General features: G+C 53.1%; 11 protein-coding genes. 2 read left to right on the top strand and 9 right to left on the bottom strand.

The window, feature by feature from the left end:
• Positions 1-11: 11 nt before the first annotated feature.
• The 9 genes from B212_RS0129595 to cls all read right to left on the bottom strand — a co-directional run bounded on the left by B212_RS0129595 (position 12) and on the right by cls (position 10908).
• Positions 12-1487, bottom strand: coding sequence for a phytoene desaturase family protein (locus B212_RS0129595; RefSeq protein WP_019914977.1), 1476 nt, complete (start codon positions 1485-1487; stop codon positions 12-14).
• Positions 1484-2638 (bottom strand): glycosyltransferase, encoded by a 1155-nt coding sequence (locus B212_RS0129590; protein ID WP_019914976.1) that lies wholly within the window; start codon positions 2636-2638, stop codon positions 1484-1486. The genes B212_RS0129595 and B212_RS0129590 overlap by 4 nt, the downstream gene beginning before the upstream one ends.
• Entirely contained in the window at positions 2635-3375 is a 741-nt protein-coding gene (locus tag B212_RS32820) for a lysophospholipid acyltransferase family protein (RefSeq protein WP_019914975.1), read from the bottom strand. The genes B212_RS0129590 and B212_RS32820 overlap by 4 nt, the downstream gene beginning before the upstream one ends.
• Positions 3344-4129 (bottom strand): carotenoid biosynthesis protein, encoded by a 786-nt coding sequence (locus B212_RS0129580; RefSeq protein WP_019914974.1) that lies wholly within the window; start codon positions 4127-4129, stop codon positions 3344-3346. Before B212_RS0129580 ends, B212_RS32820 begins: the two co-directional genes overlap by 32 nt.
• Positions 4129-5001 carry a phytoene/squalene synthase family protein gene (locus B212_RS32815; RefSeq protein ID WP_019914973.1) on the bottom strand — a complete coding sequence of 291 codons (873 nt, stop codon included), beginning with the start codon at positions 4999-5001 and terminating at the stop codon, positions 4129-4131. The genes B212_RS0129580 and B212_RS32815 overlap by 1 nt, the downstream gene beginning before the upstream one ends.
• A complete protein-coding gene (locus B212_RS0129570; protein ID WP_019914972.1) occupies positions 4994-6457 on the bottom strand; it encodes a phytoene desaturase family protein in 1464 nt (487 codons plus the stop codon). Before B212_RS0129570 ends, B212_RS32815 begins: the two co-directional genes overlap by 8 nt.
• Positions 6454-8004 (bottom strand): phytoene desaturase family protein, encoded by a 1551-nt coding sequence (locus B212_RS0129565; protein WP_019914971.1) that lies wholly within the window; start codon positions 8002-8004, stop codon positions 6454-6456. Before B212_RS0129565 ends, B212_RS0129570 begins: the two co-directional genes overlap by 4 nt.
• 240 nt (positions 8005-8244) lie before the next feature.
• Complete coding sequence (locus B212_RS0129560; protein WP_232231518.1) at positions 8245-9168, bottom strand: MerR family transcriptional regulator; 924 nt, start codon at positions 9166-9168, stop codon at positions 8245-8247.
• A gap of 231 nt (positions 9169-9399) precedes the next feature.
• Entirely contained in the window at positions 9400-10908 is a 1509-nt protein-coding gene (gene cls, locus B212_RS0129555) for a cardiolipin synthase (protein ID WP_019914969.1), read from the bottom strand.
• A gap of 237 nt (positions 10909-11145) precedes the next feature.
• Between cls and B212_RS0129550 the strand changes: the two genes are divergently transcribed.
• Both B212_RS0129550 and B212_RS0129545 read left to right on the top strand, forming a co-directional pair.
• The gene (locus B212_RS0129550) at positions 11146-12066 is read left to right on the top strand and encodes a TetR/AcrR family transcriptional regulator (protein WP_028531111.1); all 921 of its coding nucleotides are present in this window, start codon (positions 11146-11148) and stop codon (positions 12064-12066) included.
• A gap of 125 nt (positions 12067-12191) precedes the next feature.
• The gene (locus tag B212_RS0129545; protein ID WP_019914966.1) at positions 12192-15383 is read left to right on the top strand and encodes an efflux RND transporter permease subunit; all 3192 of its coding nucleotides are present in this window, start codon (positions 12192-12194) and stop codon (positions 15381-15383) included.
• Positions 15384-15386 lie beyond the last annotated feature (3 nt).

The raw sequence follows: 15386 nt of genomic DNA, 5'->3' as shown, positions 1-15386 counted from the left end.
TCTGTACGGTTCTACATATGCTTGGCTATAAATTCACCTACCAGCCTTCCCGACAAGGACACAACCGGGGTTCCGCCTCCGGGATGTGTCGTACCGCCCACATACCAGAGTCCTTTGACATTGTTAGAACGATTTCCCGGCCGAAAAAAAGTCTGGCGCACAGAATTGGAGGAAATTCCGTAGATGGCCCCCCGGTGAGCCAGAGTATCGTCTGCAATATTTTGCGGTGTGTAGTGGTGAAGCACCTCCGCTTGCTCCAGCCCGTTAATTCCATGTCCAGCCAGCACTGCGAAGACACGCCCTGCATAGGCGGCAGTTTCTTCGCTCCAGTCAGTCGCTGCACTTAAATAGGGGGCATTAGTCAGAATAAAGAGATTGCTGCCACCCTCAGGAGCCATCCCGGATTCAGAATAACCCGAATAACAAATATACACCGCAGGCTGCTGAGGAGGACGCCTGTGTGTAAAAATATCCTTGAACTCCGGCTCGTAGTACTCCGGAAAAAATACCGTATGATGTAGTAATCCCGTATATTGGCGCCGCACTCCAGCCAGTGTAACCAACCCGGATAAAGACGGCTCGTATGCAGCGATTCTATCGTTGCTCATCCCCGGGCGGACCTCTTCGGGCAGCAGCAGCCTGTTAATACTAAGCATATCTCCCCCGGCAATCACGGTCTTAGCCGGATAGAAGCCCTGTGCCGTTTCCACGCCCTCCACTGTGCCGTTCACCACAGAAATCTGAGTGACCTCTGTTCCGGTAATGATCTGTACTCCGAGCCTCTGCGCCAGAGAAGCAAGCCCTTCCACCAGCTTATACGTGCCTCCGCGAACGCCAAATACCCCTCCCTGACTCTCCACATGGCTAAGCATGGCAAAAATTGCAGGGGCTTGAAAGGGCGATGATCCCACATAAGTAGCATACCGGCCCAGCATGGCAAGCGTATGCGGATGCCGGAAATAACGTTGCAGCAATTGTTGCAGACTGAGAAAAGGTCTGACGCGCAGAAGGTCGCGCACAACAGCCGGGCTAATTTTGTCTCTCCAGGACAAGAGCAGCCTGTTCAGAAATTGCTTCTCGCTCAGATCATACAGCAACGCGGCTTCAGCCATGAACCCCGGATACCGGAGGGCATCTTCGGGACTGAAGGCAGCAAGCTGCTCCTGCATAAACCCGGTATCCCGGGAGAGGTCAACTACCCTGCCATCGGCAAACACATTGCGTACCCGCGGCTCCAACTCGTACAATTGTACATAATCCTCCATGTCTTCACCGGCAAGCTTATACAACGAGCGGAAGACATGGGGCATCGTGATGGTGCTCGGTCCACGGTCGAAGGTGTAGCCCGCTTCCGTAATGCGCTGCAGCTTTCCTCCGGGATGAAGCTGGCGTTCCAGCACCGTTACTTTCCAGCCTTTGGCAGCCAGTGTCACTGCAGCAGACAAGCCGCCAAACCCGGCACCAATAACCACGGCCCTCTCTTTCATTGGTAACGCCTCCCTTTCCATTCATAGCCTTGCCCGGAATAACTGCCCCGCCAGGAGCTGAGCCCAATCGCCGTCAGACATAACATGCTGAAGGGCATGAGCAGGCACAGCCAGACCGGCTGTCTGCCTGAAGCATCACTGATTCTTTTGACGGCAGCTCCGGCAAAATAAGCAAGCAGGGAGTACAATGCCTCTATGCTCCACCCGTTCAGAACACTATAAATAGCTATCCCAAACGGCAACACGTACAGAAGCAGATAAAAGGCCAGCATCGCCAGCAGCAGCAGCGGGTTGCGCCCCACACCGGCATAAATGTTCTTGCGGTAGCCTCTCCAGACCTCGGCGGCATAATGGTACATTCGCATGTTGGAGTCATCTGCAATATCGGCCAAGCTCACAGGCTCCCCGGCACGCTTGACCGCGCGGGCCAGCGCCATATCATCCACAAGTTCACTGCGGATGGCCTTATGCCCGCCGCTAGTGAAATAGCTGTCCCTGTGAATCAGCATGAAACCTCCGTGAGCAGCTACAAAACGGGGGTCATGCGTTCCTCTTACAAGCGGAAGCGGCAAATGACAAATGATGGTGAACCCCATCAATGGAACCACCAGCCGCTCCAGCCAGGTCCCGGTAATCTGCCGGGGGAAGCCTGTAATGAGCCCCCTGCCCTGCATCTTTGCAGCGTCAGCAGCTTGCTGAAGCGCATTCGGACGCAGCCGGACATCTGCATCCAGAAACAGCAGCCATTCACCTCCGGCGGCTTCCGCAAGCTGCGCGCAGGCAAAGGACTTGCCAAGCCAGCCCTCCGGCAGCTCACGACCCTGCATGACACGTACCCTCGAACCTCCGGCAGCGGCAGCCAATCTTCCCGTTCCGTCTGAGGAATGGTCGTCCAGCACCAGAATCTCGACCTCTATTCCCGCAGCGGAGCAAGCCATGATGGAGGTGAGACAGTCCGAAATATTGCCCGCCTCGTCGCGGGCAGGGATAAGCACGGACAAGCGGGCGGCCTCCTTCCCGGAACAAGAACACTCGCCGTCCCCCATGCTTCCCCTCATAGCCCCCAGCTTCGGAAGCTGTGAAGCATTCCATAGTGCGAACAGCAGTTGCAGCAGCAGAATGACAATAATACCCTGAAGAAATACAATCATAGGCGGACCCTGCCCCGCCGCATAATATCCAACCATTCATTGGTAGACCGTCCCGGCTTCATAAGCGGCTTGAACTGCTCAGGCATATGCCCTTTGTGTTCAAAGATCAGCTCCCGGTGATGATGTAGCTGTGTTCTTAGTGCGGTTTCGAGATATCCCGAAATCTCACTCCGCTCTATACTCTGCCAAGCAAGCAACAGCGGAGCTCCCGCGAGCAGCGTAGCCTCGGGCTTGGAGTGCCGGAATAAGCCATGATACAGCGTAACCGGGACAACGGCAGCGTGCGGACACAGGCCCAGCACAAGCGCCGCGCCTTCCTTCAGGCTCAGCGGAGAATGTCCGAGCGGGCGGATCTCGCCTTCAGGATAGATCCACACATGGCCTCCTTCATGCAGCAGCCTTGCCGTATACCGCAAGGACGCTCTCAAATCGCCTATACTGCTGCGGTTAATCGAATAAGCCCCAAGCTTGCGGAAGAAGGCATATTTGCGAAGCTGCTCTTCTTCCATCATGAAGTAATGCCTGCTGTCCGTGAGTTGCCCGGCGGCATGATAGGCCAGAAGACCATCCCACCAGGAGCTGTGGTTCATTATATAGAGTATAGGTCTGCCCACGGCAGCCGCTGGCTGAAGCTCGCCGGAGAATCCCAGGAAGTGAAAATGCCGCCGCAGCAAATATAAGGAATTATAGCGGTAGAACCATTTGTCAAAGCTTTTCGATTTGGCGGCTTCCAGCATATCGCAGACTCCCTTCCGCAAGCGCAGCGCCCAGTCCGGCAATCACCGCGCAGAGCGGCAGCCCCTCACGCAGGCTGATCAGTCCGAACAAAATCAGAATCGCCTGATACAGGCGCGTGCCTCGGCGGGCTGCCGAATGTGAAATCCGAAGATTAGGCAGACACAGGGATAACAGGGCAGAGACGATAAGCCAACCGGCGAAATTGCTCCACGGCACATGATAGAACCCTCCCCCGCCATCCCATTTCCAGAAATTTCGTGCATGGGCAACCGGATCGAGCACCAGATCAAGCAGCACGGACCAAAAGCCGACCTGGATAGCCCTCACCGTCAAGAAGCGAAAACCCCGTTGTCCGAAGTCATAGCTGATGAGTGCGGCATTGAGCACAACGGCTATCCAGGCGAAGCCTAGAGTAAAGGGAACCCCATATAGCAATACCCCGAGCATACTGGAATATTCGTAGATACCAAACAAGCGGCCGGTATGGACACCGATCCACTCCACCGTCATTCCGCCTGTCCAGATCAGGGCAGCCATTAACCACAGATACCGTTCAGGTTTTTTATAAGGTAAAATGACTGACCAGTCGGACATTTGTCCCTGTACATATCCCTTAGCTAACAAATCAATGGCATATACAGCAAACAAAACAAGAAACAGACCGCTGGAGAACTGCAGACTTTCCGGTATGCTGAACCAAATTAGCAGCAGCGAGCCAATGGCATACCAAGCCCAAAATACATATTTGATCATTAAAGCGCCGCCGCATGAACATTGTTGCCAAAGTGTGGCGCATACCGTGCAAATGTGCGCTTGAACATCTGAAGCTTGGCTGCGTCGCTGACGAATGCCCGTCTGCTGAACACATCATATTCTGCAGCTTCAACGGAATCCAGAATCGCGGCGTAGAATGCAGCAGCCAATTCCACTGCCAGACCGCTCTCCGGCGGGTACGTTGCTACATTTACCAACCCTTTTTCGAACCAGGCCAGCGCCTCACTTCTCAATTCATGGAGCACTGCAATAAATCGTTCATTGACCACACCCAGTTCCAGCTCATGCTGGAGATAACCGTTCTTCTGCATTACTTCTAGCGGTAAATACCTTCGTCCCCGCCTCAGGTCCTCTCCCACATCACGGATAATATTCACGAGCTGCATTCCCATGCCCAGTGCAATCCCCGCCTCCCGGGCTTCTTCATTGTTGTCCTCTCTCAGGACAGGCAGCAGCATTTCTCCAACGGTCCCTGCTACAAGATAGCAATAGCTCTCAAGCTGCTCCATCGTCTCATAATGAGTAAAAGAAAGATCCCGGAGCTGCCCTTCCATTTGCAGGAGAAACGGCTTCCGTTCAAGCTGGGGGAAGGTGTGGAATAACCAACGCAGCGCCGGCCAGATAAAATGACCTTCCGCTTGCTCTAACTGCTGAAAGCAGTTACGCAGCTCATGAATGGTATATGGCGAAGCATCCGGTTCGTCCACACTGTCGTCAATAATCCGGCAGAAAGCATAAATTACATGTACCGCTTCACGGCGTGGACTGGGGAGGCCCGCAAAGGCTTTATAAAATGAAGATGACCCCCTCCTCATCAGTTCCTCGCATTGCTGCATTATCCTCTCATGCATATCCACTCATCTCCTTCATTAATTCCTGAACCGCTAGTCTTGCTCCCTGCATTACAATTGGAACTCCACCGCCCGGATGCACAGAGGCCCCGGCAGCATACAAACCTTGTATCGGATACGGCTTCGGCTGAGGGCGGAAAACGCCGGATTGACCCAGCACCGGAGCGATGCCGAAGCTTCCCCCGCCGAACAGCCCTTCCGCCTGGGAATCTGCCGGAGTACGGAGCTTGCGCCAGACAATGCTTGCCGTAAGTCCAGGAAATCCCCTTTTCTCCGCATTCGCGAGTACCCGGTCAGCCAAAGGTTCCGCGATGTTCTCCCAGTCCATTTCTGGCGCCGCTGGAACAGGAACCAGGAAATACAGTGTGCTTTGTCCCGGAGGGGCTGCGCTATCATCCAGGGCGGCCGGATTAAACAAGTAGTAGGAGGGATGGTCCGAGATCTTCCCTTGGTCAAACAATTCATGTAAATTGTCGTCCAGACTGTCCGGCAAGAAAAACTGATGCACCATTGCCTCCGGCCATCTTTTGGCTGCTGCGGCATAGATCAGCAGACAGCCTGAGGAGGGGATGAATTTCCCCTGGCGCGTTTTAAATTGCCCCTTAGGCAGCAACTGCTCCAAATGCGGGAAATCACCGTTATACAGCACCGCGTCATAATTAATCTCCTCACCCCGGACGGCAACGCCCCGGCAGCGGCGGCTGCTTACAAGCAGCGACTCCACTTCGGTATGGGTATGAATCTTTACTCCGCGCCGCTCAAGCTCTTCGGCCATAATCTGAGGCAGCCGGCCATACCCGCCCTTGAGCATCCAGATTCCAAAAGCGTGCTCGGCATAGGGGAGCATAGTGTATATACCCGGGGTACGGAAGGGAGCACCGCCGATATATAGGCTTTGCAGGGAGAACGCATCTTTCAGCTCCTCACTCCGAAAGTACTGCCCGACCGCCGCTCGCAAGCTTCTATACGCACGCAAGCGGGCCATGAGCGCCAGATTTCCAGGACTGAAAAAATCTCTGCGGCGCGCAAATCCCCGTTCGAGAAAGGAGGCCTTGCCCTGCGGGTACAGCTCCGACATTTCTTGCATGAAGCGGGTAAAGCCTCTTCCTTCTCCGGGAAATTCCCGTTCAATCTCTGCGGCTTGCGCTTCAGTCCCATTGACCTTAGTCAGGGTACGTCCACTCTGAAAATAAATCCGGTACAGCGGATCGCAGCGCAGCAGCTCCAGACTTCCTTCCGGCAACCCTGCTTCCTCCATGATGCCCAGCAGCATTTCCGGAAGCAGGACAATCGTCGGTCCCTGATCTATTCTGTAAGGACCACTTTCTTCAAAGGCTACCCGCCCGCCCACCTGCGGGCCGCGCTCATACACTACAACCTCATACCCTTGCCGGCTAAGCAGCAGCGCCGAAGTAAGGCCGCCGATTCCGCCGCCAACGATGGCGACCCGGCTCATAACGCAGCCCCCGTTCCCGTAGCTCCTGCCTGTACGTAACGGCGCCCGTGGACCGCACGGTCATGCTCCCGCAACAGCCGGACACTGATTTTCGCTGACTCGAAGATCGTCGGTAAGCCGCTGCCCGGATGGGTTCCCCCTCCTACCAGCCAGATGCCGCCCACCTCCTGGAAGGTATTGTGGGGACGCAGGTACATCATCTGGCCCAGATTATGGGCCAGGTTAAAGGTAGCACCGTTATAGACATTCAGCTTGTTCTGCCAATCCAGCGGCGAGAAAAACAGACTCTCCTCAACCCGCCCGGATAAATCTCCAAGCTGCGGGATACGCTGAAGCTGTTCCATCAATTGGGCCTCTACAGCCCCTCTTTCCTGCACCCAATCAATTCCGGCCGTCAGATTGGGAACCGGCATCAGCACATACAGAGAGGATTTGCCCGCAGGGGCCAGCGTCGGATCAATTACAGAAGGATTATGAACATAGATCGAAGCATCCTTGGACAGCTTGCCAAGCTTCGAAAGCTCTTCCACATTGCGCCGGTAATCCTGCGCGAAATGCACCGAGTGATGAGCCAAGTCTACGGCTCCATCCACCCCAAGGTAGAGCATAGCCGTGGAGCAGGAGTAGCGTTTGCCGGCAATCTTCGCGGGGGCATATCTTTTCAGAACACCCGGCTCAAACAGTTGGGTCATGGCCGAACCGAAATCAGCCCCAATCACCACATAATCTGCTTCCACCCGTTCTCCGCTCTCAAGCAGCAATCCCGCAGCATTGCCGTTCTTAATCAGAATGCGCTGCACACCGCTGGAGGTATGAATACGGCCCCCATGCTCCTTAATGACCTCTGCCATTGCCTGCAGCACACGGTTAATTCCGCCAATCGGATGATACAGCCCGTAGCGGTGCTCCATATAAGAGAGAATCGTGAACGTGCCAGGACATTCCCACGGCGACATTCCCAGATATTTGGCCTGAAAGGCAAAAGAAAACCGCAGCCGTTCATCATCAAAATACTGCGACAGCCGGTTGTATACGGTATCCGCCGCATTCAGCTTCGGCAGCGCGTGCAGTACATCTCTTTTGATATAATCTCTTAGTGATTGAAAAGGACGTTGCAGCAGTGGAATCACCCGTTCCAGCTTCTCTCCCTCTTCGGCTATAAAACGCCGGTAGCCCTCCCCATTGCCGGGAAACAAACGTTCAATCTGCTCCTCCGTAGAGTCCTGATCGGTAGAAGGGGTAAATACGGTATCGCCAAAGTGCAGAGCGTAGAGCGGATTCAATTCATGCATGGAAACATAAGAGTGCAAGGAACGGCCTGCGGATGTGAACAGCTCCTCCAACAAATGCGGCATCATCAAAAAAGTAGCCCCGCGGTCAAAACGGTATTCTCCCAGCCTCAGTTCTCCCGACCTGCCTCCAACATCAGCCTGTTTCTCGTGTACCTCCACCTCGTAGCCTTCGGCAGCCAGCAGCATGGCGGCCGCCAGGCCCCCTGGTCCTGCGCCGATCACCGCAACCTTCGCCGCACCCTCTCCTCTGGACATCTTCTTTCCTCCTCGTATCATTGCAAGCAATGCGTAAATAAAAGTAAACATTATACAATACCTATACATAATTGATACAAATATCATACATATTTTAACCGCTGATGTAAACACCACGAATATGCTTGTTGCCAAGGGGGCCGGAATCCTTTGGAATCCAATAAAAATAGAACCCTTCCACAACACCTGCCAGGTGTGAGGAAAGGTCCTCTCTCTTTGCTTCAATTCATGTATTAGTCACTAATTCACCCGCTTGATAAACACTTCCTGAAACCAAATGGGCCAGCGTTCCGCCGGTTCATTCATGGTATAACGTGCCACTGAAGAACGCGTCTCAGAACCCTCGTATCCTTTACCCCCTGCAATGAATTCCGTTTCCGGAAATGTCCGCTTCAGCCGTCCCATCAGGTCTTCACAATACTCCACCCGCTGCTTGTCTGTAACCGAGAGACAGACCAGCCTGATCCGCTGGTGCTTGTGAAGCATCTCCACAAGGCCCTCCTCCGGCGTATTCGCCCCCAGGTAGATGACCTCCACTCCGTTCTTGCGCAGGAACAGTGTGAATAGCAGAAGTCCAATCTGATGATCCTCTCCCGCCGGACAAAAGGCCAATACCTTAGGATAATGAGCCTGAACGGGAAACACGTTGAAAAATTGATAGAAGCGGTTCGAAATCATATGGGTCATGTAATGCTCCTGTGCCACAGTTGCAAGACCCGCCTCCCATTCATCGCCAACCCTAATCAGAATCGGCACAAGGACCTGATGGAACATCGCTTCATATCCGTACATCGAGAAGCCGAAGTCAATCAACGCATTGGCCCGTTCGCCCTGAAATTCCAGCAGCGCCGCGTAAATCTGCTGCTTCATTTTGTCAAAAGCATCCTGAGGTGTCCCTTCCGGTATACTTGTCCGCTCCTCCAGGAGTTTCTCTTTACTCGCCTTCAGTAGCCGGACAGCATGCGAAATGCTGATCCCCTTGGTCTCCGTCTGCTCCTTCAGCCAGCGCAGGTCTTCGATATTCTCCTGGCTATACAGCCTATAGCCTGATTCGGTCCGCTCTGGGATTACCGCCTGGTGCCTGTTCTCCCAGGCCCGCAGCGTAACGGACGGGATACCCAGCATTTCGACGACCTGTTTGATCGAATACACGTACCATCTCACTCACTTTCTCTATTCCCACTGTATATCTTTGAATTTTTAAACCTTATACAAATTATTTACACTCATTATACATACGCTATTCTGTTATGTCATCTGGTTCACTTCTCAAGCCGCGCCTGCCTCTTCATGCAAAAGACCGCCGGACAGTTGTATGAAGCTTGTCCGGCGGTCCTCTAGTTAATTTACAATTTATGCTCTGCAGCTCTGCGGTGTCTTACCAGCGCAGTCTCATCACAGCAGCGGAGACATAAGTCTTGCCGCCGACTCCAGCACCCGCTCCAGCAGCCGTTTGTTCATGAAGGTCTCATGCACAATCTGGCGGGTAGACAGCAGATCGCGTTCGAAATCAGCAACGACGCGGGCTACACTCTCCGTCTGCAGCAGCAGCGCATTGACCTCGAAATTCAGATGGAAGCTGCGCATATCCATGTTGGCTGTTCCTATCGTGGCTATTTCACCGTCGGTAATCAGCAGCTTGGAGTGAATGAAGCCCTTCTCATATTCGTAAATCTTCACACCGGATTCCAGCAGTGCCGGGAAGTAGGTATGCGAAGCCAGGAACGGAATCCATTTATCCGGTTTGGCCGGGAACAGCAGCCGCACATCAAGACCGGACATCGCAGCCACACGCAGCGCGGTCAAGATATCCTCGTCCGGGATAAAGTACGGGGTGGCAATCCATACCGACTTTTCTGCCGAGGTGATCATAGAGAAGAATATATTTTTGAGTGCGCGGCGCTCGTTGTCCGGTCCGCTGGCAATAATCTGCACCGCCCCGTCCCCGGTGGTGAAGCGAAGCTGCGGGGAGAGATAATCCTGCTCCAGTATTTTTTCGCCGGTCGTGTGCATCCAATCCTGCAGGAAAATAATCTGCATCGTCCGCACTGCCTCTCCCCTGATCAGCATATGCGTGTCGCGCCAGAAGCCGTACGTCTTGCTTCGGCTGAGGTATTCATCGCCAACATTCAACCCGCCCATAAAGCCGACATCCCCGTCGATGACAACGATCTTGCGGTGATTCCGGTAGTTCACCCGGCTGGAGAAAAAGGAGGTGGAATTGCCGTAAGCCGCCACCTGCACTCCGGCATCGCTTAATTCCTTGAGGAAGGCTTTTGAGAGCTGAATACTGCCTACCGCATCATACATAAATCTGACGGCAACGCCAGCACGGGCCTTCTCGATCAGAATCTGCTGAATACGCGTCCCAATGTGGTCAGCCCGGAAAATATAATACTCCATATGAATATGGTGCTGTGCCTGCCGCAGCTCCAGCAGCAGTGTGCCGAAGGTCTCCTCGCCATTGGTCAGAATGCGGGTCTCGGAATTGAACGAAATGGGAGTCCGTGCCAGTCTTTGTGATAATCCCAGCAGCTTTTGGTGCGGGGCATCAAAGATCGACCAATCCTGATGCATCCGCAGCGCGTCATTCTCAATCCGCTCGTAGGCCATCTGGTCGCGCTGAGCTTTTTTATCATATTTGCGCCGTTTGAACACATTTTGTCCGAACAGCAAATAGAAGACCAGCCCCAGCACCGGAATTAGCGCCAGCAGCAGAATCCAGGCCACCGTTGTGGAGGGATTGCGATTCTCCATAGAAATACCAAGCCCAATGGAAATAACGGTCAGAGTGGAGAAAATACTGATAATTGTTCCGGCAGTATTGCCAAATACGCCGAAACCAAAGTAATAATAGGCCAATAAAGCCGCAATAATAACTAAAGTCTGCAATCCTCTTCTCATAGATAACCTACCTTCTCTTTATACCTTACATCACTGAAATGACACATTTATATATTACATGAAGAATCTCATTCTTCCTACTGAAAACCGCCGCAAATCTAGAATTTAGGCAATAATGCAACCTCCAGCCAACCCGCACGTACCTAAATTTGTAATGTCCTAAAATGTATATTATAATCGGCTTGACCATTTAGTCAATTATAGAACTGGCTAGTCAGAAAGGAGGTTCATTTGCTGGTGGTTGATAAAAATGCAACTAAAAAGGAACAAATAATTATAACGGCCATGCAACTATTCGCTGTGAAAGGCTCGTCTTCCACTTCCATGCAGGAGATTGCCGAGTTATGCGGGATATCCAAGGGCAGTCTTTATCTGGCATTCAAATCCAAGGAAGAGCTGGAAAGCAGCATTTATATATATTGCTTCCGTATGATCCACGACCCTCTTCAGAGGGAGGAGCAGGAGAGCTCAAGGACACCGCGGGAAAAGCTGCGCAACCAGATTGAAATCCTGCTTAATCATGTATACGAGCTGCGTGAGTTTTTGCAGCGGCAATTTCAGGAGCTTGCCGGAAAAGGTGTGAAGGATGCGCCCGAGTGGCTGCGCAAGATCAACGGCCCGCTCGTCAGTTGGTGCCAGAGCAAGCTTGAAATGCTGTACGGGAAGGAGATACTTCCTTATACAGGCGAATTGTGCCTGTTAGGAAGCGGGATGATCCATTCTTATATCTGGGTGCTCTACAATTATGAGTCCGCAGTGCCGATTCCGCGCCTTGCCGATCACCTTGTTGACTTATTGGATGTTGCCGCAGCCGGCCTGCTCGCCGGAAGACCTGTACCCCTGATCCCCTCCGCCGCTCTGGACGACTGGTTAGAGCACCAAGAGGGGAAGAATAACCCGCGCCGGAGTCCGCTTCAGCTTATCAAAGACATGAAGACCGGACTCAGCTCAGATCCCGGCATGGAACCACAGAGTGTAGAAGATGCCATGGAATCCGTAACGATTCTGGAGAGCGAAATTCTCATGCCTTATCCGCGCAAGGCCATCATTCAAGGCATGCTGTCCAACCTGCAGGGCTATCCGGCAGTGCACAAGGAACTTGAAGAATTAATGAAGCTGATGCCGCTCCACATGCAGAATGTATGCAATTTTCAATGAAGCCTTCAACGGTAGTGACAGGTATGACAAGCAGAGAGAGAAAGAAGAACGGATAGGCTGTGCCAAGCACAATCATACAGGAGGTTTTCCCGCAGGAAAGCCTGAGAGGAGCAGAAATGTAACTTATGAAGAGCTTAATTAATTTCTCGCTCAGAAACAAATTTGCCATTTGGCTTCTGACGATCATCATCGTGTTCGCCGGTCTGTACAGCGGTCTGACCATGAAGCAGGAGACTTTGCCTAATATCAGCATCCCTTATCTCAGCATTACAACGATCTACCCGGGGGCGGCACCGGAAGGTGTTGTGAATGATGTCAGCAAGCCGCTGGAGCAGAAGCTCCGCAATGTTGACGGCGTGAAGACACTGACCTCGAACTCGCTGGAGAATGCCTCCAGCATCACTATTGAATTCGATTACGGTACAAATCTGGACAATGCAACTGCCGCCGTTCGCGAGGCTCTAAATGAAGTAACCTTGCCGGACAATGTGCAAAAGCCGCAAATTTCCCGGTTCAGCCTAAGCTCGCTGCCGGTGATTTCGCTTAGCTTGTCCGATAGCTCCGGTAATCTGGAAGAGCTGACCCGCATTGCGGAGAATGATATCCGTCCGGCCCTGGAAGACGTCGAAGGCGTGGCCTCCGTGCAGATTGCCGGACAATATGTGAAGGAGGTCACCCTGAAGTTCGATCAGGCGAAGCTTAAGCAATACGGACTGACGGAAGACACCATTAAGGGAATTGTTCAGGCCTCCTCCCTTCGCGTGCCGCTCGGCCTATTTGAGATGGAAAAATCACAAAAAGCGGTTGTTGTGGACGGCAATGTCACCACGGTTGACGATCTCAAAAACCTGAGTATTCCTGTTGTCCCTTCTGGAGCAGGCAATACAGGTGCAGGTGCACCCGCCAATGCTGCCGGCGCAGCTTCCGGGGCTGGGACAACCGGAGTAACCGGGGTAGGCGCGGCTGGTAATCCAGGCATGGCGGCCGGTGCCGGCCTGCCAACAGTCAAGCTTGGAGACCTTGCCGATATTGAAGTTGTCGGCAAATCAGAGTCCATTTCCCGCACGAACGGCCAAGAATCCATCGGGATTCAAATTGTAAAAGCCAATGACGCCAATACGGTAGATGTAGTCAACGGTGTGAAGGATAAGGCAGAAGAACTGAAAAAGCAATTCAAGTCGATGGATCTCACGGTGCTGCTGGACCAAGGGAAGCCGATTGAGGATTCCGTGAATACGATGCTGTCCAAGGCTGCTTTTGGCGCCCTGTTCGCCGTACTCATTATCCTGCTGTTCCTGCGGAATATCCGCTCCACCATAATTTCCATTATCTCCATTCCCTTGTCGCTGCTGATTGCCATTCTCTGTCTGCGCCAAATGAATATTACACTGAATATGATGACGCTGGGGGCCATGACCGTTGCCATTGGGCGTGTCGTCGATGACTCGATTGTCGTCATCGAGAATATCTTCCGGCGGCTGACCCTGTCCGGTGAGAAGCTGCGCGGCCGTGAGCTGATCAGTGCAGCAACTCGTGAAATGTTCGTGCCGATCATGTCCTCAACCATTGTAACTATCGCCGTGTTCCTGCCGCTTGCTTTTGTCAGCGGTATGGTGGGCGAGCTGTTCCTGCCTTTTGCGCTCACGATGGTGTTCGCCCTGCTTGCTTCGCTGGTTGTGGCAATCACCCTGGTGCCCGCACTGGCACATACGCTCTTCCGTAACGGTCTTAAGAAGGGCAAGACCAGCCACAGCGATAAACCGGACAAGATGGCTGCCGGCTATCAAAAAATTCTGAACTGGTCGCTCTCCCACAAGCTGATCACCTTCGGCGTTGCCGTGCTTCTGCTGGTGGGCAGCCTGTTCCTGATCAAACCCATCGGCGTCAGCTTCATGCCTTCCCAGGAGGAGAAGAACGTAACGCTCACCTTCTCGCCGAAGGCAGGCCAGACAATGAAAGATGTAGAGAATCTGGGGCTGAAGGCCGAGAAATATATTATGGAACAGAAGTATATGGCTAACAAGCATTTGGATAAAATGCAATATTCCATCGGGGGCAGCAGCCCGTTCGGATTGGGCGGCTCCGGGAACTCAGGTCTCTTCTACGTTACCTTTGACAGTGACACTCCGGATTTTGATACCGTAAAAGAAAAGCTGATTGAAGGCCTGACCAAAGAGGTGCCGGAAGGCGTGTGGGGTGATATGTCCGGCATGTCAGGCGGGGGTCTTGGCGGCAGCACGCTGACCGTAAATATTTTTGGCGACAGTCTGGAACAGTTGAAGCCGGTAGCCGACGAAATTGCCGGAATCGTACAAGCAGACACTGCCAACTTCAAGGATGGAAAGACCAGCCTAGCCGAAGCTTATGATCAATATACAATCGTAGCTGACCAGGCAAAACTCAGCTCCCTCGGCCTTACTGCCGGGCAAATCGCAATGAAGCTCAGTCCTGCCGGTACCCGCCCTGTCCTGACAGAGGTAGCGATGGACGGCAAAAATTATAAAGTCTACATTGAGACGGACAAAGACAAATACAGCAGCATTAAGGAAATGCAGGACGCTACGCTAACCTCTCCGCTTGGGATCACAGTGCCGATTGGCGAGGTAGCCAAAATTGAGAACGGAACTTCGCCGGACTCCATTACCCGGGAAGACGGTAAAATGAAGGTTGACGTTACCGCAGAGATCATTGCAAATGACGTCAACAGTGCTTCGAACAATGTCAAAGACAAGATCGACGCACTCAAGCTGCCAGATGGCGTAACCGTCACCTTCGGCGGTGTAACCGAGCAAATTAACGATACCTTCGGACAACTCGGCATTGCCATGTTAGCCGCTATCGCCATCGTATACTTCGTGCTCGTTGTTACGTTCGGTGGAGGTCTTGCACCGTTTGCAATCCTGTTCTCCCTGCCGTTCACGGTAATTGGAGCACTTGTTGCCCTGCTGCTGGCGGGAGAGACCCTGAACGTCTCTGCACTTATGGGTGCACTGATGCTGATTGGGATCGTGGTCACCAATGCAATTGTTTTGATCGACCGCGTAATTCACAAGGAAAAAGAGGGAATGGCAACGCGCCAAGCCCTGCTTGAAGCCGGGGCTACCCGCTTGCGCCCAATCCTGATGACCGCACTGGCAACCATCGGCGCACTGCTGCCGCTCGTAACGGGCCTCGAAAACAGCGCAGGCATCATCTCCAAGGGCCTTGGCGTAACAGTTATCGGCGGTCTGGTCAGCTCCACCCTGCTAACATTGGTTGTCGTACCGGTTGTGTATGAATTCCTGATGAGATTCCGCAGCAAAAAGGTGTATGAATAAACG

This window comes from Paenibacillus sp. HW567, from assembly GCF_000374185.1.
Classification (GTDB): Bacteria; Bacillota; Bacilli; order Paenibacillales; family Paenibacillaceae; genus Paenibacillus_AQ.
Note: the sequence above shows the minus strand (reverse complement) of the source record. Positions and strands in the feature narration are given on the sequence as shown.